Annotated in this window: 16 protein-coding genes and 1 pseudogene; 13 read left to right on the top strand and 4 right to left on the bottom strand. The window is 64.8% G+C overall.

Annotated elements, in window-relative coordinates:
• The first annotated feature begins 31 nt into the window (after positions 1-31).
• The 10 genes and pseudogenes from msbA to malQ all read left to right on the top strand — a co-directional run bounded on the left by msbA (position 32) and on the right by malQ (position 17,740).
• Positions 32-1,700 (top strand): annotated as a pseudogene (gene msbA, locus H7A19_08550) (lipid A export permease/ATP-binding protein MsbA).
• Positions 1,684-2,673, top strand: coding sequence for a tetraacyldisaccharide 4'-kinase (locus tag H7A19_08545; protein MCP5474878.1), 990 nt, complete (start codon positions 1,684-1,686; stop codon positions 2,671-2,673). The pseudogene msbA and the gene H7A19_08545 overlap by 17 nt, the downstream one beginning before the upstream one ends.
• A gap of 81 nt (positions 2,674-2,754) precedes the next feature.
• A complete protein-coding gene (locus H7A19_08540) occupies positions 2,755-4,287 on the top strand; it encodes a tail fiber domain-containing protein (GenBank protein MCP5474877.1) in 1,533 nt (510 codons plus the stop codon).
• Positions 4,288-4,298: 11 nt separating this feature from the next.
• Positions 4,299-7,034 carry an Ig-like domain repeat protein gene (locus H7A19_08535; GenBank protein ID MCP5474876.1) on the top strand — a complete coding sequence of 912 codons (2,736 nt, stop codon included), beginning with the start codon at positions 4,299-4,301 and terminating at the stop codon, positions 7,032-7,034.
• Between the two features lie 55 nt (positions 7,035-7,089).
• On the top strand, positions 7,090-8,622 hold the full coding sequence (locus H7A19_08530; protein MCP5474875.1) for a CRTAC1 family protein: 1,533 nt from the start codon (positions 7,090-7,092) through the stop codon (positions 8,620-8,622).
• A gap of 52 nt (positions 8,623-8,674) precedes the next feature.
• Entirely contained in the window at positions 8,675-9,169 is a 495-nt protein-coding gene (locus tag H7A19_08525; protein ID MCP5474874.1) for a GNAT family N-acetyltransferase, read from the top strand.
• A gap of 226 nt (positions 9,170-9,395) precedes the next feature.
• Positions 9,396-11,891 (top strand): glycogen/starch/alpha-glucan phosphorylase, encoded by a 2,496-nt coding sequence (locus H7A19_08520; GenBank protein MCP5474873.1) that lies wholly within the window; start codon positions 9,396-9,398, stop codon positions 11,889-11,891.
• Positions 11,884-14,055 carry a 1,4-alpha-glucan branching protein GlgB gene (gene glgB / locus H7A19_08515; GenBank protein ID MCP5474872.1) on the top strand — a complete coding sequence of 724 codons (2,172 nt, stop codon included), beginning with the start codon at positions 11,884-11,886 and terminating at the stop codon, positions 14,053-14,055. Before H7A19_08520 ends, glgB begins: the two co-directional genes overlap by 8 nt.
• The gene (gene glgX, locus H7A19_08510) at positions 14,052-16,184 is read left to right on the top strand and encodes a glycogen debranching protein GlgX (GenBank protein ID MCP5474871.1); all 2,133 of its coding nucleotides are present in this window, start codon (positions 14,052-14,054) and stop codon (positions 16,182-16,184) included. Before glgB ends, glgX begins: the two co-directional genes overlap by 4 nt.
• Positions 16,181-17,740 carry a 4-alpha-glucanotransferase gene (gene malQ, locus H7A19_08505; protein ID MCP5474870.1) on the top strand — a complete coding sequence of 520 codons (1,560 nt, stop codon included), beginning with the start codon at positions 16,181-16,183 and terminating at the stop codon, positions 17,738-17,740. Before glgX ends, malQ begins: the two co-directional genes overlap by 4 nt.
• 218 nt (positions 17,741-17,958) lie before the next feature.
• Here malQ and H7A19_08500 read toward each other — a convergent pair whose 3' ends face one another.
• Positions 17,959-19,050: a homoserine O-acetyltransferase gene (locus H7A19_08500; GenBank protein ID MCP5474869.1), complete on the bottom strand. Its 1,092-nt coding sequence runs from the start codon at positions 19,048-19,050 to the stop codon at positions 17,959-17,961.
• A gap of 66 nt (positions 19,051-19,116) precedes the next feature.
• On the opposite strand from H7A19_08500, the gene H7A19_08495 reads away from it, so the two are divergent.
• Genes H7A19_08495 through H7A19_08485 form a run of 3 tightly spaced genes read left to right on the top strand, consistent with a single transcriptional unit; the run spans position 19,117 to position 21,859 of the window.
• The gene (locus H7A19_08495) at positions 19,117-19,773 is read left to right on the top strand and encodes a methyltransferase domain-containing protein (GenBank protein ID MCP5474868.1); all 657 of its coding nucleotides are present in this window, start codon (positions 19,117-19,119) and stop codon (positions 19,771-19,773) included.
• Positions 19,774-19,805: 32 nt separating this feature from the next.
• Positions 19,806-20,468, top strand: coding sequence for a response regulator (locus tag H7A19_08490; protein ID MCP5474867.1), 663 nt, complete (start codon positions 19,806-19,808; stop codon positions 20,466-20,468).
• Positions 20,465-21,859: a sensor histidine kinase N-terminal domain-containing protein gene (locus H7A19_08485; GenBank protein ID MCP5474866.1), complete on the top strand. Its 1,395-nt coding sequence runs from the start codon at positions 20,465-20,467 to the stop codon at positions 21,857-21,859. Before H7A19_08490 ends, H7A19_08485 begins: the two co-directional genes overlap by 4 nt.
• A 360-nt stretch (positions 21,860-22,219) precedes the next feature.
• On the opposite strand, the gene H7A19_08480 is transcribed toward H7A19_08485, so the two are convergent.
• The 3 genes from H7A19_08480 to H7A19_08470 all read right to left on the bottom strand — a co-directional run bounded on the left by H7A19_08480 (position 22,220) and on the right by H7A19_08470 (position 26,187).
• Entirely contained in the window at positions 22,220-22,702 is a 483-nt protein-coding gene (locus H7A19_08480; GenBank protein ID MCP5474865.1) for a GNAT family N-acetyltransferase, read from the bottom strand.
• Positions 22,699-23,469, bottom strand: a complete 771-nt coding sequence (locus H7A19_08475; protein MCP5474864.1) for a cyanophycinase — start codon at positions 23,467-23,469, stop codon at positions 22,699-22,701. Before H7A19_08475 ends, H7A19_08480 begins: the two co-directional genes overlap by 4 nt.
• Positions 23,470-23,592: 123 nt before the next feature.
• The gene (locus H7A19_08470; protein ID MCP5474863.1) at positions 23,593-26,187 is read right to left on the bottom strand and encodes an EAL domain-containing protein; all 2,595 of its coding nucleotides are present in this window, start codon (positions 26,185-26,187) and stop codon (positions 23,593-23,595) included.
• Positions 26,188-26,329 lie beyond the last annotated feature (142 nt).

Genomic DNA, 26,329 nt, shown 5'->3' with positions numbered 1-26,329 from the left:
TTGGCCGGTAGCGCTGGGCGCCTTGGCCGGTATGGTGCTGGAAGCCAGCGTCGCGGCAGGGTTCACAGCGCTGATGCAGCCGCTGCTCGATGATGCCTTGGGGGCGCGCAATGCCAGCGTCATTGCCTGGTTGCCCTTCGCCATCATCGCCCTGTTCGTGGCTCGCGGCCTCGGCGTTTTCATCGGCGACTACGGCATGGCCTGGATCAGCCGGCGCATGATTGCCGATCTGCGGGCGCAGGTCTTCGAGCGCTACCTGGTGCTGCCCTCGCGCTTTTTTGCCGAGCGCGCCAGCGGCGATGCACTGTCGCGCCTGAGTTTCCAGGTCGAACAGATCGGGCAGGCCTGCACCGAGGGCCTGAAGATCTGGGTACTGGACTCGCTGATCATCATCGGCCTGCTCGGGGTGATGACCTGGTACAGCCCGCAGTTGACGCTATCGGTGCTGTTGGCCGGCCCGGCCATTGCCCTGGTGGTGCGGCTGGTGTCCAAGCGCTATCGCGCCATCAGCCGGCGCATCCAGACCTCGGTGGCCGACGTCACCCAGATCGGGCAGGACGTGATCCTGGGCGAGCGCGAGATCAAGATCTACGGTGGCCAGCAGGACGAAGCCGAGCGCTTCTCCAAGGTCAATGAACACAATCGGCGCCAGCATCTGAAGGTGTCCGCCACCAATGCCATGAGTTCGGCGCTGGTGCAGATCCTGGCGGCCAGCAGTCTGGCGTTGGTGGTCTACGTGGCCACCCGGCCGGGGTGAGCTGGAACGTCTGACCCCCGGCGCTTTCACCGCCTTCATGACCGCGATGCTGGCGATCCTGCCCTCGCTGAAGCGGTTGACCAGCGCGCAATCGCTGATTCAGCGTGGCCTGGCGGCGGCCGAGTCGGTGTTCTCCATCCTGGATGAGGCCGCAGAACCGGATCCGGGCACCTATGCGCCGGAACGCGTGCGCGGCGAAATCCGTCTGGACGGCATACGCTTGCGCTATCCCGGCCGGGAGGACTACGCCCTTGGTGGCATCGATCTGCACGTGGCTGCCGGCGAAACCGTGGCCCTGGTCGGTCGATCCGGCAGCGGCAAGAGCTCGCTGGTGGCGCTGCTGGCGCGCTTTCTCCATCCGGATTCCGGGCAGGTCAGCATTGACGGTGTGCCGCTGGACGATTACAGCCTGACGGCACTGCGGCGGCAGTTGGCGCTGGTCAGTCAGCAGATCGTGCTGTTCAACGACTCGGTGGCCCGCAATATTGCCTACGGCGATCTGCGTCGCAGTTCGCGCGCAGAGATCGAGGCGGCCGCGCGTGCGGCCCATGCCTGGGAGTTCATCGAGGCGCTGCCGCAGGGCCTGACACCACCATTGGCGAGCGTGGCGCTGCACTGTCCGGTGGCCAGCGCCAGCGTCTGGCGATTGCCCGGGCGCTGCTCAAGAATGCGCCGATCCTGATCCTGGATGAGGCCACTTCGGCCCTCGACAACACCTCCGAGCGCCAGGTACAGCAGGCGCTGCGCAGCGCCATGAACGGCCGCACGACCCGTTGTCATTGCCCACCGCTTGAGTACGGTGGAGCAGGCCGATCGCATCGTGGTCATGGACGAGGGACGCATCGTCGAGCAAGGCAGTCACGCCGAGTTGCTGGCCCAGGGCGGCATGTATGCCCAGCTCTATCGCTCGCGCGAGGATGCGGTCGATGCCGATATCCCCTGAGCGGCTGCACTCGATTTGGTACGAGGGCGCGGCGATACCGTGGTACCTGAAGCTCGGCAGCGTGGTCTATGGCGGCCTGCGTCTGCTGGTGCAACTGCCCTGGCGGCTGCGCCTGCGTCGACCGCGGCGGCTGGAAGTGCCGGTCATCGTCGTCGGCAACCTCACCGTCGGCGGCACCGGCAAGACGCCGTTGACCATCGCCCTGGTGGAGGCGCTGCGTGCGCAGGGCTATGGCGTCGGCGTGATCAGCCGCGGTTATGGCCGCAGAACCACTGGTGTGCGCCTGGTGGATCGTGCCAGTACGGCGGCCGAAGTCGGCGACGAGCCCTTGCTGATAGCTCGTCTCAGTCGCGCCCCGGTGGCGGTGGGCGAGGATCGGGTCGCGGCCGCGCAGCGACTGATCGGCGTGGTACCGCTGGATGTGTTGATTTCCGATGATGGCCTGGAGCACATGGCGCTGCCGCGCTGCTGCGAGATCGTGGTCATTGATGGTCAGCGCGGTTTCGGCAACGGTCGATTGCTGCCGGCCGGGCCGCTGCGGGCGCCGCTGAGCCGTTTGCGCAAGACGCAGTTGCGGGTGCGCAATGGTGGCGAGCCGCAGGCGGGCGAGCTGGCGATGACCCTCAAGGTCAGGGCACTTCGCAAGTTGGGATCCGAGCGCCCCGAGTCCCTGCAGGAGTGGCGTGGGCGCAAGGCACATGTGATTGCCGGCACCGGCAACCCGGCGCGGGTGTTCGCGACGGTACGCTCATTGGGCATCGAGGTGATCGAGCACACACTGGCGGATCATCACGATTACGCGCGGTCGGGCATGCCCGAGTTCGATGACGGGCTGCCGTGCATCACCACCGAAAAGGACGCGGTCAAGCTGGCCTCCGACGTCGATTGGTATGTGCTGGAAGTGCGGGCTGAGATCGATCCGGCCGTGGTGGCCGCGGCGATTTCGGCTATCGAAGCCGCCAGCGGAAGATAGATACACATTGTTACGTGATGGGCGACACTGAGGCCTTGTTGCCGGTAGCCTAGTGGCCTCGAATCCGACCGGAGTCTGGCCATGCGCAAGTCCCCCCTGTTTCTGGTCATGGCACTGGTCTTGACCGCGGGCTCAATGGGCTACGCACAGAGCAGTAGTGACAGTTATTCCTGGATCCGACCGGCCAATTCCAGTACGGCCACGCTGCTCTTGAGCGGCCCCAATGGGCAGCGCGCCAGCATTGACTTCGCAGCCGGTCAAGCCGTCACGATCAACTCTGCGGTGCCGGGGCTGGGCAATCTCGCCAATGGCACCTGGAAGTGGTCGCTGGTGTTTGCGCCGCAGATTTCCACGGCCCAGCGTCAGGCGGGCGGTCAGGCGCGCGAGGCTGGCGTCACCGAGTTGCCGGCCGGTTGGCCGGCCGCGCTGCCCACGCAATCGGGCTTGTTCCTGATCCAGAACGGCCGCTTTGCGCCAATGGATCTGGAGGAGGCCAGCAGCAGCGTGCCCGACAAGAGCACTGCCGCAGGTACCTCGACGGCGCGTGGAGGCAAGGCGGAGCTGGGACTCAAGGATCAGGTGATTGCCGATGACCTGATCGTCGACGGCAGTGCCTGCATAGGCATGGATTGTGTCAATAACGAGAGTTTCGGTTTCGACACCTTGCGCTTGAAGGAAAACAACACCCGCGTCAATTTCGAGGATACTTCGGTCGGGGCCTTTCCCAGCAACGACTGGGAGATCACCGCGAACGACAGCGCCAGCGGCGGCCTGAACTACCTCGCCTTCCTTGACCGCGGTACGTCGGCGCGGCCCTTTACCGTGGAAGCAGCGGCCCGCGCCAATGCACTCTACGTGGACAGCTCCGGTCGCATTGGCTTGGGGATCAGCGCCCCGGTACTGGATTTGCACATCAACACGGGCAACACGCCGGGAGTCCGGCTGGACCAGAACAGTTCCAGTGGATTCCTGGCCCAGATCTGGGATGTCGCGGGCAACGAGACCCAATTCTTCGTGCGTGATGTCACCAACGGTTCCCAGTTGCCCTTTCGCATCCGACCTGGTGCGCCGACCAGCAGTTTTTTCGTGGATTCCGACGGTGATGTGGCCATGGGTAACTCCGCCCCTCTGGCGGCGCTGCACCTGAGGCGCGGGCCTGCCTACACGGATGCCTTGCTGCGTGTTGATCTGCCCGACGATTCGGATCCGGCCACCGAGGAGCGTCGGCTGGAGCTCGACAGCGCCGGCAATCTGTTCGTGGGTGGCACCATTACCCAGCTGTCCAGCCGCTACAGCAAGGAAAACTTCGTCGCCGTCGCCGGTGGTGAACTGCTGTCTCAGCTGCGCCAGTTGCCGATCTTCAGCTGGAACTACATCAAGACTAGTGATGGCGATCGTCATATCGGCCCGGTGGCCGAGGACTTCTATCGCACCTTCGGCTTCGGCGTGAGCGAACGTTCACTGGCGCCGGCGGACGTGGCCGGCGTCGCGCTGGCGGCCAGTCAGGCGCTGAGTGCCGAGATCGACAAGCGCGATCGGCGCATTGCCGAGCTGGAAGCCCGCCTGGAGCGGCTGGAAGCAGCGCTGTTGCGTTCTGACGCCAACGCCCACTGAGGGGCGCGGTCATGCGCACCCTCCTGCCCTTGTTGGCCAGCGCGGCGCTGGCTTTGGTGGCCTTGCTGCAGGCCAGTCCGGCCGCAGCACAGCTGTACGCCCTGAGCTACGACCGCAGCACGGGCAGCACCACGCTGGCAGCGATCAATCCCGCGGACGGCTCGCTGACCGATCTTGGCACCGGTGCGGCGGCCTGCTGTGAAGTGGCAATGAGTGCCAACGCCTTTGACCCCTTCTCGCAGGTGCTGTTTGCGTTCGGGCCAAGTTCGTCCGATCCGTCGATCAGCGTGCTCTATCGTTTTGATGCGCTCAGCGGCGCCGGGGCGCTGGTGGGCAGCCTGTCCCTGCCTGGACGTATCGTCGGCGCCGCTTTCGAGCAGAGTACCCAGCGCCTGCTGGCCCTGCGTCAGGTGTCGGCCACGCAGCTTGACGTGCTGGCAGTGGACACCGCCACCGCGACCGCAACAGTGGTCAATCCGGGTGCAGCGGACTGCTGTCAGCTGATTTCCGGGGCTGTGGCCGAACGCAGCGGCGTGCTCTACGCGGTCGGTCGCCTGCAAGGCGCGCCCGGAACCCAGATGCTGATCGGATTCTCCACCAGCTCTCCCGCGGTGAGCCAGACCGCCATGAGCGCCGAGCTGGTGGCACTGGTCACCGATCGATTGACCAACACGCTGATTGGGCTGCAGCAGCTGGCCAGTGGTGCGCCCGCAAACTACAGCCTGCAACTGGTGAGCGTCGATCCGAGCAGCGCCAACCTGTCTCCCATCGGTGCCGCAACCGCCGATTGCTGTGCCATTGCTCCGGATACCGTCACCGTCAACGATGGCGCACTGCGCGCCGTCGGTACCCGTGTCGGCATGAGCGGATTCGATCTGATCTCCTTCGATCTCGGCACCGGCGCGGCCAGCTTCAGTTCCGCGCCGATCGCCGCCAATCGGATCGTGGATGGCATGTTCGATCTGCTCAAGGGCTTGTTGCCCTCGACCACCAGCATTGTCTCGATATCGCCGTCGCCGGCGGTGGTCGGTCAGCCCTACACCGTCACCGTGGCGGTGTCGGCCGCCAGCGGTACGCCTACCGGCAGCGTGGTGGTCGGCGACGGCAACGGCGCCCAATGCACCATCGTGCTCCCAGCCAGCAGTTGCCAGCTGACCTCCGTTGTTGTCGGACCCTTGACGATCACTGCCAGCTACGGTGGCGACAGCAGCTATGCGGGTAGCAGCGACACGGCGGCGCTGACGGTCGATAGAGCCCCGAGCAGCACCCAGATCGACAGCATCGTGCCCTCACCCAGCACGGTGGGTCAGAGCTATGTGGTCAGCGTCAGCGTCAGTGGCTTTGGTCCGCCTGGCGGCGACGTCAGCGTCGACGATGGCAACGGCGCGATGTGCACCATTACGCTGCCCGCTGTCAGCTGCATGCTGACATCCACCGTGGCCGGACCGAAGACCATCAGCGCCAGCTATCCTGGCGACGGATTCAATCTGCCCAGCAGCGCCACCGCAGCGCACGAAGTGCTTCGCGCGGCCTCAGTCACGACCATCACCGGCGTTGTGCCAGTCGCCAGCAGCGTGGTCGGTCAAGCCTATGCGGTCAGCGTCAGCGTGACCGGCTTTGGTGTGCCGGTCGGCAATGTCGTCATCGACGATGGCGCCGGCGCCAGTTGCACCGTGGTGCTGCCTGCAAGCAGCTGCAATCTGACATCCAACCTCGCCGGCGCAAAGACTCTGACCGCCAGCTACGGCGGCGATGTCAACAACCTGCCGAGTGCCGACACCGAGCCCTACACCATAGACCGGGCACCCTCGACCACCACGATCGTTACCGTGGTGCCGTCGCCGAGCGTTGCCGGTCAGCCCTATGCGGTGACGGTCAGCGTGACCGGCTTTGGTACGCCAACTGGAAGCGTCATGGTCGATGACGGCACCGGCGCCAGCTGCACGATCGCGCTGCCGGCGGTCAGCTGCAATCTCAGCTCGCAGACGGCCGGCGCCAAGACCCTGACGGCCAGCTATTCGGGCGATGTCAACAATCTGCCGTCGTCCGCCACCGCGGCGCAGACGGTCAACCCGGCGCCCACGACTACTGCGCTGAGCGCCGTACCGAATCCGGCGATTGTCGGTCAGACGGTGGTACTGACGGCCACCGTCAGCGATGGCGTCAACACCACAGGCACGGTCGCATTCCTGGAAGGCGCCAATCCGATTGCCGGGTGTGCCGCGGTGACCGTGGTGGCTGCAACGGCCAGCTGCAGCACCAGCTTCTCGCCCGAAGGCGCGCGCAATCTCGTTGCCAACTATTCCGGTGATGCCAACAACCTGGCCTCCTCGGGCGCGCTGTCGCTGCCCGTGGAAAGGGTGCCGACAACGACCACACTGACGGTTTCGCCACAGGCGGTGGTCGTAGGCGATCCGGTGCAGTTGTCGATCACCGTCAGCGGCGGCGTACCGCCGCTGTCCGGCACCGTGAGCATCAGCGCCAATGGCGTGGCCCTGCCGGTGTGTCAGAACCTGGTGCTGGACGGCAACGGACAGACTTCGTGCGTGGTGACCTTTGCAGATTTCAACGTCTACCAGCTGGTGGCGACCTATTCCGGGGACGTCGATGATCTGCCGTCCTCGGGCACAGCTTCGGTCACGGTCACCGCGATCAAGGTGCCTGCCCTCGGTGGCCCGGGTCTGCTGTTGCTGGGTCTGCTGATGGCCGGTCTGGTGCTGTTGCCGGGAGTCCGACGTCAACTTTGATAGCCCCATGCACAGCACTGGATTAGCGATTCTCGTCTTGCTTGCCGCACCTGGAATGAGTTCAGGTGCTGCGGCCAGCGGCAACTGGGGTTTTGTCGACGTCACCAGTGCCTCAGGTGCCAGCTCGCAGTTCCGCTTCGAGTTCGGCTACTCCGAAACCCGCGACATGATGCCGGCGGGAGTTGCCGCCGGGGATATCGACAATGATGGCGATATCGACCTGATCATCCCGCAGGGCGACTACCTGCCGTTGCGGGTCTTGCGCAATCTGGGCAATGGCGGCTTCCAATCAGTGGCAGCGCAGGTGGGTCTGAACCTCACTGGCAACGTCGCGGCTGGCGCGCTGTTGGCCGACCTCGACAACAACGGCGACCTGGATCTGGTGCTGACCGGCCTGCGCGGCTTCGGTACCCGCCTGTATCTGAACCAGTCAGGCCAGTACACCGAGGCCACGGCGGCCTGGGGACTGGCTGGGTCGACCATCGACGCCTATTCCGCGGCCGCCGGCGATATCGATGGGGATGGCTGGCTCGATCTGGCGGTCAGCCATTGGGACAACCGCACCGGCGCTGCGCCCACCAGCGGACACCTGTGGCGCAATTCCGGATCCGGATTCACCGACATCGACGTCAGCAGCGGCATCAACGTGGCCTACACCGGGCCGGACTACAGTTTCAGCCCGCATCTGGTCGATTTTGACGACGATGGCGATGTCGATCTGCTGATGGCCAGTGATTTCGGTACCAGCAAGGCCTTCCGCAACCTCGGCAACGGCCAGTTCCAGATGCTCGATCCGCTGTTGTTCGATGATGAGAACGGCATGGGTGCCGATGTCGGTGACTACGACAACGACGGCGACCTCGACTGGTTCGTCAGCTCGATCTACGACCCGGCAGGCGTGCCGGTGGCCGGGCAGGGCATCACCGGCAATCGGCTCTACCGCAACGATGGCAATGGCGTCTTCGTCGACGTCAGCGCCGCCGCTGGCGTGCGTCAGGGCTATTGGGGTTGGGGCAGCTGTTTTGCCGATTTCAACCAGGATGGCTGGCTCGACATCTTTAACGTCAACGGCATGCCTTTCGGCAACCACCCGGTGTTCAACGCCGATCCCAGTCGGCTCTTCGTCAATCAGGGCGATGGCACCTTCGTCGAGAAGGCGCTGGCTCTGGGCATCGATGACACCAGGCAGGGACGTGGCATCGCTTGCTTCGACTACGATCGCGACGGCGATATCGACATCTACATCGCCAACAACGAAGGCAATGGCCGCCTGTATCGAAACGACGCGCCAGCTGCCAATCACGGGCTGGGCGTGCGCTTGCGCACGGGCGGCGCCAATGCTCAGGCGGTAGGCGCACGGCTGCGGCTGCGTCTGGATGGGCAGATCCAAACCCGGGTATTGATGGCTGGCAGTCATTTCCAGTCCTCCAGCCCCGTCGAGGCCCATTTCGGGCTGGGTCCGGCAACCCGGGCCGATGCGCTGGAGATCGACTGGCCCGATGGCCGCACCACCTGCATCGCCGAGCCCGATGCTCAGGCCTTGCTGACCGTTGACGACCCGGACCGGGTATTCGCGACGCGCGATTGAAGACGGCACGCGCTATACATTGGGGCATGCCGATTCCGACCATTGCTTGCAGATGACCACCCGTCTCGCCACTGCGAAGGATCTGGCGGCGGTGCACGCCATCTATGCCCATCCGCAGATCGCCGCCTGGCTTGGGCGCGAATCGATGGCGCTGCAAGACTTCGAGCCGCTGTTCGACGATCTGTGTGCGCGTCCGAGTTTTCAGGTCTGGGAGCTCGGCGGCGTAGTGGTCGGCTTCCACCATCTCAGTCTGCTGGTCAGTGCTGCCGGCATCAGCGCCTACCTCAGCACCATCGCCCTGGCGCCCGAGCATCAGGGCAAGGGTCTGGCGCAGCAGGTGCTGGGGGATCTGATCGAGGAACTGAAGCGCGGCGGTGTGGCGCGCATCGACCTGATTGTCGACAGCCGCAACCGTCGCGCAATCGCTTGCTACCAGCGACTGGGATTCGTCATTGAACGCACTCTGGCGCGTTGTGCGCCGCAAGCGGGCCAGATGCGCGAGCTTTCGGATCACTACATGGGCCTGTTTCTGCGTCAGCCAGCGTAGGCCGACGAGGCCTCGCTGCGGCTCGACGGACGCACCTGGACCTTCGTCCAGGGTCGGCAGGATCATGAATACGTTTGCACCTGCGCCGCAGTTTCGGGCTCGGCCATTAAGCTGCCCGGGGCCGCCCGAGACGGGTGCTCTGGCGCTTGCCCTTCGGCATCCGACCGGTCCCGTTTGCGCCAGGAGAAGCGCGACATCCCTTCCTCAGCCAGAAAGCGAGCGCTGCATGATCGAAGTTGTTGATGTGCCCATCCGGCCCTCGCTGCGCGACGCGCTGGATGCTCGATTGGCGCAGCAGCCCCTGACCGCAGGGGCCTCGCGCGAGCAGCGTCGGTCGGCGCTGTTCCGGGCCCTGGCAGACGTCTGCCGCGATGCACTGCTGACACGTTGGGGGCGCACCCAGGTCGAGGACGCCGCTGCGGTGTCGGCGGGTCAGGCGCGACGTGTGCACTATCTGTCGATGGAGTTTCTGCTGGGTCGTGCCTTGGGCAATGCGATGGCGGCCTTGTCCTGCATCGAGACCCTGCGCGAGATGCTGGCCAAACTGGGCCTGGAGCTTGCCGATGTGCTGGAGGGCGAGGTCGATGCCGCGCTGGGCAATGGCGGTCTGGGTCGCCTGGCGGCCTGCTTTCTGGATTCCTTTGCCGAAGTCGGTTTGCCGGCTTTCGGCTATGGCCTGCGTTACCGCTACGGCATGTTTGCCCAGCGTATCCAGGATGGTCGTCAGATTGAAGTGCCTGACGACTGGCTGCGCTCCGGCAATCCCTGGGAGGTGGCTCGCCCGGACCTGCATTACGTGGTCGGCTTTGGTGGGCGGGTCAATGCCGAAGGCGCCGGCCGCTATTGGACACCGGCGCAGCGCATCGTCGCCCGGGCCTATGATTTCATCGTTCCCGCCCATCAGAGCGAGCGGGTGGCCACGCTCCGCCAATGGCATGCAGAAGCCAGCGAGAGCATCGATTTCGCGGCTTTCTGCCGTGGTGACTATCCGGCGGCGGCGCAGCACCGGCTGGACGCCGATGTGCTCAACTGGGTGCTGTATCCGGATGACAGCACCGACGCTGGTCGCGAGTTGCGGCTGAAGCAGGAGGCTTTTCTGGTCTCGGCGTCGCTGCAGGATCTGATCGCGCGACACCTGCAGGAGGGAGGGCCTATTGCCCAGCTCGGCCAGCGCAACGCCATCCATCTCAATGACACCCATCCGGCGCTGGCGCCGGCTGAGTTGATGCGCCTGCTGCTGGATGAGCACGGGCTCGAATGGGGCGAGGCCTGGCGCATCACCCGACAGGCCTTGTCGTATACCAACCACACGCTGTTGCCCGAGGCCCTGGAAACCTGGCCGGTGAGTCTGTTCGAGCGCTGGCTGCCGCGACATCTGGAAGTGATCTACCAGATCAACGAACGCCTGCTGGCCGATGTGCGCCGACGTTTCCCCGGCGATGAGGCGCTGGTGCAGCGAATCTCGTTGATCGATGAAGGCCAGGGCCGGCGGATCCGCATGGCTGGGCTCGCCATCGTTGCCTCGCACAAGATCAACGGAGTGGCTGCACTGCATTCACAACTGATGGTGCGGACCATCTTTGCCGATTACGCACGGTTGTACCCGGAGCGCTTCTTCAACGTGACCAACGGGGTCACGCCCCGGCGCTGGCTGCAGCAGGCCAATCCGTCCTTGTCGGGCTTGCTCGACGAGGCCATCGGCAGCGGCTGGCGGCGCAATCTGGAGGAATTGGCCAAGCTGCGCCCGCTGGCAGGTGATGCCCAGCTGCAAGCCCGCTTTCTCGCGGTCAAGCAGACCAACAAACAGCGCCTGGCTACCCTGATCCGCCGCGATCTTGGCCCATTCGTCCAGGCTGACAGCCTGTACGACGTGCAGATCAAGCGCATCCACGAGTACAAGCGGCAACTGCTCAACCTGCTGCATGTGGTATCCCGATATCAAGCCATTCTGGAGCAGCCCGCCGGTATCAATGGAAAGCCCTGGGTGCCGCGTACCGTAATCATCGCCGGCAAGGCGGCGTCGGCCTATCGGGTGGCCAAGCAGATCATTCAGCTGGCCCACGACATCGCCCGCGTGGTCAACAGCGATCCGCGCGTGGCTGGTCGTCTGAAACTGGTGTTTCTGCCCAACTACGGCGTCAGTATGGCCGAGGTGATCATCCCAGCGGCCGATCTGTCCGAACAGATCTCGACAGCGGGCACCGAGGCTTCCGGCACGGGCAACATGAAGTTCGCCATGAACGGTGCCCTGACCATCGGTACCTGGGACGGTGCCAACATCGAGATGGCCGAGGCCATCGGCGTTTCTGATGTCTTCGAATTCGGTCTGCGCGTGGAGCAGCTGGCAGGATTGCGGGCGACGGGCTACGACCCCAGCCTGTATGTCGAACAGGATCTCCGCCTGCGGCGGGTGCTCGATGCCATCGCCGGTGGCGGTTTCTCGCCGGGCGAGCCCGCCCGCCACCGCGATCTGGTCGACAGTCTGCTGCATCGCGATCGCTACTTCCTGCTGGCGGACTTTGACGACTATCTGCAGGCGCAAGCGCGGGTCGATGCCCTGTATGCCGATCCGCAGCAGTGGGCTGCCTGTGCGCTGCGCAATATCGCCGGCATGGGCCGGTTCTCTGCCGATCGCAGCGTGCGCGACTACATCGAACAGGTCTGGTCGCCCGCGGCTCTGAATCGCAGTGGTCTGTTGCGGGCGTTGCCGCACCATGCTTGATCAGGATCAGCGCCAGGCCCTGCTGGAGGCTCGCCACGGCGATCCCTTCGCGGTGCTCGGGCTGCACGCTGACGGGCGAGGCCAGCTGTGGCTGCGGGCGCTGTTGCCGGGAGCCAGCCGTGTTGAGGTGCAACTGGTGCCGAGCGGCCAGATGTTGGCGGTGCTGAACGCGGGTGAGGATGGCTGGTTCGAAGGTCGGATTCCGCGCCGTCGCAAGCGCTTCGAGTACCGGCTGGCGGTGCATTGGCAGGATGACAGCAGCGGTGTCTATGCCGATGCCTATGCCTTTGGCGCCCTGATCTCTGATGCGGAGCTGCGGGCGCTGCGTAGCGGCGAACATCCGCGGCCTTACCAGGTGCTGGGTGCGCATTCGTTTGAGGTGAGCGGGGTCGATGGCGTGCGTTTTGCGCTGTGGGCACCGAATGCGCGCCGGGTCAGCGTGGTCGGCAGTTTCAACGGCTGGGATGGACGTCGCCATCCGATGCGCCTGCGTCATGAGGGCGGCATCTGGGAAATCTTCATTCCACATGTCGCGGCAGGCGATCTGTACAAGTACGAAATCGTCGGTGCCGATGGCCAGTTGTTGCCGCTGAAGGCAGATCCCTATGCCTTCGCCGCCCAGTTGCGACCCGACAACGCCAGCAGGATCAGTGGCTTGCCCGCGCGGAAGGCCTTGCCGCCAGAACGCGCCGAGGCCAATCAGCGTTTGGCGCCGATCAGCATCTATGAGGTCCACGCGCCGTCCTGGCGCCATGGTACGGGCGAGTTTCCATGCTGGGACGAACTGGCCGCCACACTGCCGGCCTATGCGGCGGAGCTGGGATTCACCCATATCGAGTTGTTGCCGGTCAGCGAATATCCTTTTGATGGTTCCTGGGGCTATCAGCCGCTGGGCCTGTACGCGCCGAGCTCGCGCTTTGGTGACCCTGACGGTCTGGTTCGCTTTGTCGCGGCCTGTCACGCCCGGGGTGTGGGCGTGTTGCTGGACTGGGTGCCGGCGCATTTCCCGGCCGATGCCCATGGTCTGGCCCAGTTCGATGGCACCGCGCTGTACGAGTACGCCGATCCGCGCGAGGGTTTCCACCGCGACTGGAACACCCTGATCTACAACTTCGGCCGCACCGAGGTGGCCAGTTTTCTGACCGGCAGCGCGCTCTACTGGCTGGAGAGTTTTGCGGTCGATGGGCTACGTGTGGATGCGGTGGCGTCGATGCTCTACCGCGACTATTCGCGACAGGCCGGCGAGTGGATACCCAATCAGCACGGTGGCCGCGAGAATCTGGAGGCGATCGCGCTGCTGCGCAATCTGCATGTGCAACTGGGCACGGAATGCCCGGGCAGCATCACCCTGGCCGAGGAATCCACGGCTTTTCCGCAGGTGACGGCGCCCACCTACGCCGGTGGCCTGGGCTTTCACTTCAAGTGGAACATGGGCTGGATGAACGACACGCTGCGCTATATCGCCGAAGATCCGGTGCACCGGCGCTGGCATCACGACAAGCTCAGCTTCGGCTTGGTCTATGCCTTCAGCGAGAACTTCGTGCTGCCGATCTCGCATGATGAGGTGGTGCACGGCAAGGGCTCGATGCTGGCGAAGATGCCCGGCGATGACTGGCAACGCTTTGCCAATCTGCGTGCGTACTACGGTTTCATGTGGGGCCATCCGGGCAAGAAGCTGCTGTTCATGGGCCAGGAATTTGCCCAGCCGCAGGAATGGAATCACGAACAGGCCTTGCCCTGGCATCTGCTGAATGAGCCGCGCCACGCCCAGGTGCAGCGTCTGATCGGCGATCTCAACCGTCTGTACCGGGCGCAATCGGCGCTGCATCGACTCGATTGCGAGACGGCCGGATTCCAGTGGTTGATTGCCGATGACAGCGCCAACTCGGTTTATGCCTGGGCTCGTCTTGACGGTGCCGGCGGCGCCGCCATCGTGGTCTGCAACTTCACGCCGGTGCCGCGCCATGACTACCGATTGCCGGTGCCCGAGGGCCTGCATCAGTGGCGCGAAGTGCTGAACACTGATTCGTCTCATTATGGTGGCAGTGACAACGGCAACGCTGGACAGGTGCTTCGGGCCGAGGCGGTGGCCAGCCACGGCCGTAGCCATTCCCTGAGCCTTTGCCTGCCGCCTTTGGCGACGCTGTACCTGCTGCCGGCATGAATGTGAGACTGCCAGATACCTTGTTGCCCGGCCGGGCCGAACCTTTCGGTGCGATGGTCTGCGCCGAGGGTGTGAACTTCTCGCTGTGGTCGGAGGGCGCGACACGGGTGGAGCTCTGCGTGTTCGACCACAGCGGCACTCGCGAGCTTCGTCGCTATCCGCTGCAGGCCGAGGAAGCCGGCGTGCACTGCGGGTTTCTGCCGGGTCTTGGTGCCGGACTGGTCTATGGCTACCGAGCGCACGGCGCCTATGCCCCCGAGCACGGCCATCGCTTCAATCCGAACAAATTGCTGCTGGACCCCTGGGCTCGCGAGATCGTAGGCCGCTTTCGCTGGCGCGACAGCCATTACGGCTACGCACTCGGTCATCCGGACGGTGCCCGCTCCTTCGATGCGCAGGACAATGCCATCCTTGCCCTCAAGGCGCGGGTGGCCGAGCCATTCGCTCCCCTGGTCGGAGCGCGTCCGCGCCACCGCGTGACCGACCTGGTGCTGTACGAAGTTCACGTCAAGGGCTTCTCCATGCAATTCCCCGGCATGCCGGAGGAGTTGCGTGGTCGCTATGCGGCATTGGCGCACCCGCTGGCCATTGCCCATTTCCACCAGCTGGGGGTCAACACACTGGCATTGATGCCGGTGCATTACGCCATCAGCGAGGCCGCCCTCAGCCGTGGCGGGCGGGTCAACTACTGGGGTTACAACACCCTGGGATTCTTCAGTCCCGATCCTCGCCTGGGCGGCCCGGGGGAAGATCCGACAGCCTTGATTGCCGAGTTCCGCGAGATGGTGTCAGCACTGCACGCGGCCGGCATCGACGTCATTCTGGACGTGGTCTACAACCACACGGCCGAGAGCGATGAACTGGGGCCGACCTTGAGCTTTCGCGGCCTGGACAATGCGAACTGGTACCGCACGCTCGCCGATGATCGCAGCCGCTGCGAGAACTGGAGTGGCTGCGGCAACACGCTCAATGTGGCCCACCCGCGGGTCACCCAGTTCGTGCTGGATTCGCTGCGCTACTGGGTTGAAACCATGGGCGTGGACGGCTTCCGCTTTGATCTGGCCACGGTGCTCGGTCGTGACGACCACGGATTCGACCCTCACGCCGCCTTTTTTGTTGCTCTGCAGCAGGATCCGCTGCTGGCCGCGGTGCATCTGATTGCCGAGCCCTGGGATATCGGCCCGAACGGCTATCAGGTGGGACGGTTCCCGGGGCGATTCCTCGATTGGAACGATCGTTTCCGGGACAGTGTGCGTCGCTACTGGCTACCGCAAAGCAGCGGCCGCGGCAGCAGCCGCGGCGAATTCGCCCGGCGCTTCTGCGGTTCCAGCGATCTCTTCCATCACGGCTTGCGTAGGCCTCAGGCGAGCGTCAATTTCGTCAGCGCGCACGACGGGCGAACCCTGGCCGATGTGGTCTCATACGCTGTCAAGCACAATCAGGCCAATGGCGAGGACAATCGCGATGGTCGCAATGACGAGCCGGCGCACAATTTCGGTATCGAAGGACCCAGCACCGATCCGCAGGTGATGCTGCAGCGCCGTCGTGTGCGGCGCGCGCTGCTGGCCACGCTGTTCTTGGCTCAGGGCACACCGATGCTGTTGGCGGGCGACGAGCACGGCAACAGCCAACGTGGCAACAACAACGCCTACTGTCAGGACAATCCGCTGGCCTGGCTGGACTGGAACGCGGATGAAGACGACTCGTCCCTGGTCGGTGCATTGCTGGCGCTGCGCCAGGGGCATGCCTTGTTACGGCATCCACACTGGTTTGCCGATGCCGCTGACCCGCAGCGGGCGCGCGTGCGCTGGCTGACGCCCGCAGGTCGCGACATGCGTGTGAGTGACTGGCATGACGCGGATCAGCGTGCCTTCGCTTGCGAAATGACGCCCGCTGGCGCTGATCAGGCCGAACTCTGTCTGATGTTCAATCCAGCGCCGCAGGACTGCGAGTTTGCGCTTTCCGGCGAGGGTTGGTGCTTGTGTCTGGACAGTAGCGGCGAACGCCTGCCGCTGCCCTCGACGCGGCCGGCGCTGAGCGCGGTTCCCGTCTTGCTTCCCACCCTGCTGGTGCCGGCACAGGCGTTGCTGGTGCTGGCTCGTATTGATGTACCCGAGGGTCTGCAATGATCGATCTACACCAACGCAGTTCCGGCGTGCTCTTGCACCTGAGTTCTCTGCCCGGTCCCCACGGCATCGGTGATTTCGGGCCGGATGCCTTCCGCTTCGTCGATTGGCTGGCGGCGGCCGGGCAGCGCCTGTGGCAATGGTTGCCGATCAATCCCATCGGTCCCGGCGATTCGCCCTACCAGAGCGTCAGTGCCTTTGCCGGCAGTCCACTGATGGTGGCGCTGGAACCGCTGGTGGCTTCGGGCTGGCTGCCGCCTCCGACCCTGCCCGATGGCGGCTTCGATCCACAGCGGGTCGATTATTCCCGGGTGGTGCCGTGGCGGCTGGCGCAACTGCGACTGGCCGCCGCCGGTTTCGAAGCGCGGGCCGCTGCCGCCGATCGCGCCGCCTTCGGGCGCTGGTGCACCGAACAGGCGCACTGGTTGGATGACTACAGCCTGTTCATGGCGCTGGAGGCCGCGCATCAGGGCAGTGCCTGGTGGTTCTGGTCAGCCGAACTGCGCGATCGCGATCCGGTGGCACTGGCCGCTGCGCGCAAGGCACATGCATCGGAAATCCGTTTCTGGCAATTCGTGCAGTGGTGTTTCGACACGCAGGCGGTGGCACTCAAGGCCTATGCCAATGCCCGCGATGTCGCGCTGATGGGGGATCTGCCGATCTTCATCGCCCACCACAGTTCGGATTGCTGGGCGCGGCCGGATCTGTACTTCCTGGATCAGGATTTCCAGCCCACGGTCGTTGCCGGATGCCCACCCGATGCCATGGCGCCGACCGGCCAGCGCTGGGGCAATCCCTTGTACCGCTGGGATCGCATGGCCGCCGAGAACTACCGCTGGTGGACGGCACGCCTGCGTCGGGCCCTGCATCAGGCCGATGTGTTCCGTATCGATCATTTCCGCGGATTCGCCGGCTACTACGAGATTCCCGCCAGTTGCCCGACGGCCGAAGAGGGCGTGTGGGTGACGGGTCCGGGCAAGGCCTTGTTCGACGCCATCGGTGCCGAGCTCGGTGAGTTGCCGATCGTGGCCGAAGACCTTGGTCTGATCACGCCCGATGTGGTGGAACTGCGTGATGGTTGCGGCTTCCCCGGCATGAAGATCCTGCAGTTCGGTTTTGGCAGCGACGCCAGTGACGAATTCCTGCCGCACAACTGGAGCCGACATTTCGTGGCTTACACCGGCACTCATGACAACGACACGGTGCGTGGCTGGTGGAATCGGGCCAGCGAGCGCGAGCGTGCCTACGCCGGCAGCTATCTGGCGGCCAGCGACCACGATGTGCACTGGGCCATGATCCGCGCCTGCTGCAACTCGGTGGCCAACATCGCCGTGTGTCAGTTCCAGGACGTGCTCGGGCTGGACAGCGCCCATCGCATGAACATTCCGGGAACCATCGGCGGCCACAACTGGAGCTGGCGTTTCCGCTGGGAGATGGTCGGCCCCGAACCCTCACGCGTGCTAGGCCTGATCACCGCCGCCAGCGGTCGTGGGCCCTTCGATCTGCTGCGCTTGCCGGGCTGCGAGACCCAGCCGATAGCGACATCGCTGGCAGCTTGAGCGGGTTTGTTCAGAGCATTGGTCCGCGAAGGACGCAAAGAACGCGAAGACGGCAAATGCCGAAAGGGCGTTTGGGTCAGATCGTCGCTGCGGGCAGGTGCAAGGCGGACGTCTCACGCGGAGCCGCGGAGAAGTGGAATCGGTATTGACCGTCCTTTGCGGAAAATTCTGCTCTTGGATCCGGCATTGTGTGGTCCCGGCCCGAACGCTGGCAGACCCTACAGCCGATCCAGAAAACGCGAGATCACTGGCGCGAAGCGCGGAATGTCGACCAGGAAGGCGTCATGGCCCTGGATGGAGGGCAGGGCTTGGTAGTCGACCTCGGCGCCGGCCTCAGTCAGGGCCTCGGCGATTTCCTCCTGTTGCTCGACCGGGAACAGGATGTCGGTGGAGACGCCGATCACCAATGCTTTTTCGACCGCCATTCGTCGGCAGCCAGCCTCGACACTGCCACCGTAGTCGGCCAGGTCGAACCAGTCCATGGCCCTGGACAGATACAGATAACTCAGCGGATCGAAACCGCCCGACCAGCGTCGGGCATGGGCATCGAGATAGGATTCGATCTGGAACTCGCTGGCGAAGGGATCGGCGTCCCGCTCGCTCAGGCGTTCGCGGCCGAAGCGCTCGCGCCATTCCAGCGGCGAGCGGTAGGTGGCCACGCCCAGTTTGCGCGCCAGGCCCATGCCGCTGGAGACGTCGGCGGCGTGGGCATAGTTGCCGTTGGCAAAGGCGGGGTCGGCGCGCACGATCTGGCGCTGCAGCGAGCGCAGGGCGATGGCAAAGGCCGACGAGCGCGCGGCGCAGGACATGATGATCAGATTCGGCACCAGCGGCGGATGTCGCAGTGCCATCGCCTGCGCGGTCATGCCCCCCATGCTCGGGCCGACCACGGCCAGCAGGCGCTCGATGCCCAGCGCCCGGGCCACCGCGGCGGCCCCATCGGCGACATCCTCGATGCTGATCGAGGGAAAGCGCAAACGGTAGGGCAGGCCGTCATCCGGATGCGGCGAGGCCGGACCGGTGGAGCCCTTGCAGCTCCCCAGGGAATTGACGCAGATGATGAAATAGCGTTCGGTATCGAAGCTGCGATCGCGGCCGATCATCGGCTCCCACCAACCGGGGGTTGGATCCTGCGCGTTGGAGGCGGCATGGGCGCTCGGCGACATGCCGGTGACGATCAGAATGGCATTGTCCCGGGCTGGCGACAGCTTGCCCCAGGTTTCGTAGGCGATGACCGCCTCGCGCAACTCACCGCCACGCAACAGCGGCATTGGCGAGGGCAGGGCAACAAATTGAGCGGCACCGGACATAGGCGATATTGCGGTCTGGGGCGGGCATCATAACCAGAACCGCCGGGGATCAGAGGCCGGACAGCGATGTATGCCAACTCGCCGATGATCGAGACGCCGCAATCCGGGCCGCATCCACGGCTGCTGGACGTGGTCGAGCGGCACCGCCGCCATGCCTGGCAGCGGCCCTATGCGGCGCATTCACTGGCAGCGTTCGAGCGCCTGCAACAGTGGCTGCAGGCGCATCCGGACCGCCAGCTGATTCTGGACAGCGGTTGCGGAACCGGGGCCAGCACGCTACTGCTGGCCGAGAGCCATCCGGCACACGCCGTGCTCGGTATCGACCAGTCGGAGGCGCGCCTGGGTCGGGCCACTGCCGAGCTTGCCAACGCCCTGCGCCTGCGGGCGCCGCTGGAGGATCTGTGGCGACTGATGCTGGCGCAGGGCTTCCGTCCGCTGCGCCATTGTCTGTGGTATCCCAACCCCTGGCCCAAGCCCGAGCACCTGCAGCGACGCTGGCACGGCCACCCGGTCTTTCCACAGTTGCTGGCGCTGGGAGGCAAGCTGGAACTGCGCAGCAACTGGCGCCTGTATGTGGACGAATTCGCATTGGCGCTGCAAGCCTGCGGCCATCAGGGCATCATCACTGCCGTCGATGCCAGCGACGAGCCGGTGAGTCCCTTCGAGCGCAAGTATCGTGACTCGGGCCATGGCTTGTGGCGGCTGTCGGTCGACCTCGGCTGAGTGGCAATCATCGGATATCAGGAGGGCAGGACTTGCGAATACTGGTCGTCGAGGATGACCCACTGCTGGGCGAGGGCCTGGTGGCTGCGCTCAAGCGCCATGGCTACACCGCCGACTGGGTCAGCGACGGCAGTGCTGCCATCGCCGCGTTGTCCTCGGAAGAATTTGATCTGGCCGTGCTCGACCTGGGACTGCCGCGGCAGGACGGTCATGCCGTGCTCAGCGCGGTGCGCAAGGCCGGCAAGCGCCTGCCGGTGCTGGTGTTGACCGCGCGCGACCAGATCAGCGATCGCGTGCGTGGGCTGGATCTGGGTGCCGACGATTACATGGTCAAACCCTTCGACCTGAACGAGCTGCTGGCCCGGATTCGGGCCTTGCACCGGCGTTCGCTGGGACAGGCCAGCAACATCCTCACCCATGGCGAGATCAGGCTGGATGCTGCCGCCCACCTGTGCACCTATCAGGGTCGGGTGATCGATCTGCCACGGCGCGAGTTTGCGCTGCTGCGTTGCCTGCTGGAGAACGCCGGACGGGTGCTGACCCGCGACGCCGTGGTCCAGCGCGTCTACGGCTGGGACGAAGCACTGGAAAGCAATGCACTGGAAGTGCATGTACATCATCTGCGCAAGAAGCTCTATCCAGAACTGATCCGCACCATTCGTGGCGTGGGCTATCTGGTCGAGCAGCAGCCGTGAGATCCCTGCGCCGGCTGCTGCTGGTGGCCCTGCTGCTGACCATCGGCGTGGCGGCAGCGATCAGTACTCTGCTCAGCTATGCCGCCAGTCGCAACGAGGCCAAAGAGCTCTTCGACGCCAAATTGGCGCAGTCGGCGCGGGTACTCCAGGCGTTGGTCGGGCATCGCCTGGACCAGATGCAGGCCCAGACAAAAGCGGTGGTCGTGAGCGTGCCTGAACTCGACATCGAGGGAGACGGAGATGATCTGGCCACCGACGACGGTCATGCCTACGAGACCAAACTCGCCTTCCTGGTGTATGCCGAGAACGGTGCGCGCTTGCTGCAGTCGAATAATGCTCCGGCAGAATTCAGCAAGCCCGAGCGACCCGGGTTTGCCCGCCAGCGCCTGGGCGACACGATCTGGCGCACCTTTGCGCTGCACAGGGCCGGTGGTCGCTGGTATCTGGTGGCCGAGCGCGACGATATCCGTAGCGAACTGGCAGCGGAGATTGCCGTGGGCACTGCGCTGCCGCCCTTGCTGGCGCTGCCGATCATCGCCGTGCTGATCGTGCTGGTGGTCAACCGGGCGACGCGGTTCATCGCCCGTGTGGCGGACGAGGTGGAGGCCAGGCCGGCCGATCAGCTGCATCCCATCGACGTGAAGGCCGCGCCACAGGAGCTGACGGGCCTGATTCAGTCGATCAACCGCTTGTTCCTGCGCGTGCAGGCGACGCTGGAACATGAAAAGCGCTTCACCGCCGATGCCGCACATGAACTGCGCACGCCGATTTCGGCGATCAAGCTGCATGCCCAGAATCTGGCCGAGGGCAAGGATCAAGCCGCGCGTGACGCCTCAAGCCGGGGACTGAGGGCAGGAATAGATCGTTGTGAGCGCCTGGTGTCGCAACTGCTGGAATTGGCCCGGCTGGAACGGGGGGCGCTGAAGCTGGAGGCCCAGTCTCTGGATCTGGGCGCGGTGATTCGTCAAGTCATTGCCGATCTGGCGCCGGAAGCGCACCGCCGCAACATCGAGCTGGCATTTTCCGGAGATTCAAGCTGTCTGGTGTCCGGGGATCCGGTGCTGCTGGCGGTGCTGGCCCGCAATCTGATCGAGAACGCCATCCGCCATGGCCCGGCGGAGGCCGCCGTCGACATCGCCTTGCAACGTGAACGAGCCAGCGTGCTGCTGCTGGTTGAGGATCAGGGCCCAGGCATTGATCAGCGGCAGCGCGAGTTGGTCTTCCATCGCTTTCATCGCGAGCCGGACGCGACTGGCCCTGGCAGCGGCATCGGTCTGTCGATCGTGCGTCGTGTGGCCGAACTGCACAAAGCCAGCATCGAACTCGGCGAGGGCAGTGGCGGCAAGGGCTTGCGCGTGCAGGTGCGCTTTCCGGTGGCGCGGGAAGCGTAATAGTCGAGGGCGCGAGGGCGCGAGGGCACGAAAAAGCTGGTTCGACGCGCGCCGTTGCTCTTTCATGCCCTCGCGCCCTCGCGCCCTCGCGCCCTCGCGCCATGAACCACAAGCTGCCTGTAGGAGCGACCTCGCGTCGCGACCGCCAAGCCGCAGGTCCACAGTAGCGGTCGCGCCACAAGGGCGCTCCTACAGGTGGATGAAGCCGGCGCTGTGCCCACGTGGACGTCAAATCAATAACTTACGATATGGGTTCATGGAGTGCTGTAGGTCCAGACTTGTCTGGACCCACAAGAGCCCGATTCCCGTAGCCTTTCCCGTGCCCCGTGCCCCGTGCCGTGCCCCGTGCCCCGTGCCCCGTCAAAGGCTCAACAGATAAAACCGGTTGCAGGCAAAGTGTCCGGTGGCGCCCATGGCCGCCGAAATCTGCCGGAATCCCACTTTCTCGTACAAGGCCTGGGCCTGGTCCATACCGGTCAGGGTTTCCAGATAGCAGCGGCTGAAGCCGGCGCCGCGGGCAAAGTCCAGGCAGGTACGCATCATGGCGGCGCCGGCGCCGATGCCGCGCGCCTGGGGCAGGAAGTACATCTTGCGCAATTCGCAGACGTCCTCGTCAGCGCCAGACAAGGGCGCGATGCCGGCACCGCCGACAACCTGGCCATCGATGTCGACGACAAAGTAGCGATGCCGCGCCCGCGCATAGGCCGCGCTCATCGCCGCGACTTCGGGATCGTGAATCGCAAAACCCGGCCCGTCGGCACCGAATTCGGGCATGACGGTCCGGATGATGGCGGCGACGGCTGGGTCGTCCTGGGCGGTGATTGCGCGAATCAGCAGGCTCATTCGATGTCCTCGACGCTACGGGCATTGATGTCGTAACGCATGCCTGGCGTCAGAATATGCAGGCGCACATTGGTGATGCTGACCGGTTCGCCGTGTTCGGCCTCAGCCAGACTGGAATGGCGCACTTCGGACGGGTCCAGCACCAGCACGGTGCTGCTGCCCACCACTTCCAGGACGTTGTCGGGACCGATGAAGGCCGCTGTGTCCTCGTCGATGCCCAAGGCGACGGCGAAGGGGTTGAGCGCCAGCGCGGTCAGCAGTCGGCCAATCCGGTCGCGTTGGCGAAAGTGTTGGTCGATCATGATCTTGTTGACCAGCCCCAGGCCCGGCGCCAGGCTGACCATGCCTGCGTGCGGCGTGGCGCCTTCCTCGCCCCCCGAGATCATGTGCGAGGGCATGATCGCTGCCCCGGCAGAGGTGCCGGCGATGGGCATGCCGTCGGCATTGCGACGACGCAACAGTCGCGCCACCGAAGTGCCGCCGATGGTGGTCGACAGGCGCAGTTGATTGCCGCCGGTGATGAACACGCCATCGCAGTTCTTGAGCGTGTCCAGGGCAGCGTCGTCTTCGCAATCCTCACGCCGGGCAAATCGCAGGATCGGCGTCTGCGCTGCGTCGAAGCCAGAGAACAGTTCCTGATAATTGATGCCGGCATCCTCGCGTCTGGACGCGGTCGGAATGATGGCAATGGTCGGCCGACGGCCGCAGAGCTTGACGAAGCGCTTGAGAATCTTGGTCGCGCCGATCTTGTCTTCGGCTCCGCCAATGGGAATCAGAAATCCACGCGTCTTGTCGGGCTGGCTTTTGGCCGGCACAGAACCTCCAGAGGGTACAAAGCCGCGGGAGTATAGCGAAAGCGCATCCGCCGCCGTCTTCGCGTCTGGAAACGGCTAGATGGCACACTCGCGATCGCGCGCGAAACGCTCGAATTCCGTGGCGTTCAGGGGCTTGGAGAAGTAGAAGCCCTGCGCATAGCGGGCGCCCAGTTCCAGCAGGAAATCCCGCTGTTCGACGGTCTCCACGCCTTCGGCGACCACCGACAGACCCAGGGCCTGGGCCATCTGCAGGATGGCGCGACAGAGTTTGGCGTCGGTCTCGTGACCGGGGATGCCGTGCATGAAATTATGCGAGATCTTGATGCCGGCGATAGGCAGTCGCCGCAGATAGCCGAGAGCACTGTAGCCCTCGCCAAAATCGTCGATGCTGATCGCCACGCCCAGATCACGCAGGCGCGCCAGGGTCTGCTCGGTGGCGGGCGCATCCTCGATCAGCGCGCGTTCGGTCATTTCCAGTTCCAGCGCATGCGCAGGCACGCCCGTGGCCTCAAGCACTCGGCGCACATTGCGTTCGAAGCTCTCGCCCAGGAACTGCCGGAAAGAGACATTGACTGCGACATGGCCCACGGTCAGTCCGCGCTCGTGCCACAGGCGCCATTGCATGCAGGCCTGTTCCAACACGAAGGCGCCAATCCGGACGATGTCGCCGGAGGTCTCGGCGATCGGGATGAAGGTGTCGGGCGCCAGATCGCCAAGCACCCGGCTGCGCCATCGCAGCAATGCTTCAGCACCGACCACGCAGCCGGTGCGCATGTCGATCTTGGGCTGGTACAACAGATAGAACTCCTCGTTTTCGATGGCCCGGCGCAGTTGGGTCTCGATCAGCAGGCGTTCCTTCAGCTGCAGGGCCAGTGCTGGAGAAAACATCTGCCAGGTGTTGCGACCGCGGCGCTTGGCCTCGTACATGGCGACATCGGCATGGTTCAGCAGCTGCTGCGCGTTCAGGCCATCATTCGGATAGCGGGCGATGCCTATCGACGGCGTGATGACAAACTCCTCGCCGGAATGCGCAAATGGCTTGGCGAATGCGGCGCTGATGGTTTCGGCGAGGGCGCAAACCTCTTCCTCCGAGGTCGCGCTGGGCATCAGGACAAGGAACTCGTCACCCCCGAATCGACCGGCACTGATGCCTTCGGGGAGCACGCCCAGCAGACGCCGCGCAGCGGCGACCAGCAAGCGATCTCCGGCGGTGTGTCCGATCAGGTCGTTGACCACCTTGAAGCGATCCAGATCCACGTACATCAGCGCCGGGCCTGCCTGCCCAGTGTTGCCGACCAGCGCAGCGCTGAGGCCGGCCAGGATCGTATCGCGGTTGAGCAGGCCGGTCAGGGGATCGGTCTGTGCCTGCCGTCGCAGCCGTTCCTCTTCCAGCTTGCGCGACGTGATCTCCTGCACCGTTCCGGACATCTGGTAGGGAACGCCACGGCGACTCTGGACATGACCGAGCACGCGCACCCACATGATGCGGTTGGAGGGGTGTGCCACCCGCACTTCGGTGTCAAGTGCTGCGCCGGTTTCGGCAGAGCGACGGACGGCGTTCTCGAATCGTTGCCGGTCCTCCGGCACCAGCATCTCCGCCAGCCCGTCGCGGCCGATGCCCGCGCCGGGGTCGCGTCCCAACAGGTGATAGAGTGCTTCGGTCCAGTACAGCGTGTGCTGCTTGAGATCCACGGTCCAGCCGCCGATCCGGGCCAGCGCCTGCACCTGGTCGAAGAGCTCTGCGGTGCGCTTCAGTTCGGTGATGTCGCTGAACAGGGAAATCAACTGGAAGGGCTGGGATTCACCTTCGCGAAACTGCGGCACGACGCTGATGGCCACCCAACGGCCATGCCCGGTGCGGCGATCAACCAGGCCGAGCACCGTGGATTCGACCCGCTGTCCTGTGCGCACCGCTTGCAGCACCGGATTGGCGGACCATTCGATCGCCTGGCCGTTGTCGTCATACAAATCCCACTCGGTGATCCTGGACAGATCGCCGGAAGCTTCGGTGTCCATGCCGAGGATGCGTTCAGCCGAGGCGTTCATCGACACGATGCGGCCCTTGGCGTCATGGACGATCACACCCTTGTCCACGGCCTGCAGCAAGGCCGCGTAGCGCTCCTCTCCAGCGCGCAGTTCACGCTCCGAATGCAGGCGTTCGCTGATGTTGCGGGCGATGGCCACGATCAGCTTCTGATCGTGATCGAAATAGGCGCGTGAGTGCACCTCGACTGGAATCAGGCGGCCGTCCTTGCAGCGATTGGTGGTCTCGGTCGAGGTACTCTCGCCGACCGCCAGATTGTCCCAGATGCGCTCGATGTGGTTCGCCGGCAGGCTGGGATTGAGGTCGTAGACGCTGCGCTCCCGCAGTTCCTGACGACTCCAGCCGAACATCCTTTCCGCTGCCAGGTTGGCATCGACAATATGGCCATTACGGTCGATCAGCGTGATGGCATCGGCGGCCGCATCGAACAGTCCGACATAACGCGAAACGGCGGAACGGCCGATTTTCAGCAATTCGCCCACGCGTCGGGCGATCTCGGCCAGATCGTTGGAGTCCAGGCCGTCGCCGGCGGCCTTGGCGCGCAGCTCGCTCAGCCACTCCAGCAGTTCGCGGGCCGTCTGATCGACCGCTGACCGCCGCGACAGCGAGGGTGGCTGCGTGCTCACCGCTGGCCGCTGACAGCCGCTGGAAGCAGACGAGCACCGATCTGAGGGTGATGCGCAAGCGCTGGCTTCATGGCCCTGTTCTGGTCGGCGCGGGCTGCGTAGCCGCGGAGTCTTCAGGTTAGCAGGGAGCGAACGAATTCGT

The sequence above is a fragment of the Rhodanobacteraceae bacterium genome (assembly GCA_024234055.1).
Taxonomy (GTDB): Bacteria; Pseudomonadota; Gammaproteobacteria; order Xanthomonadales; family SZUA-5; genus JADKFD01.
The sequence above is the reverse complement of the archived record's forward strand: the minus strand, read 5'-3'. Positions and strand labels throughout refer to the sequence as shown.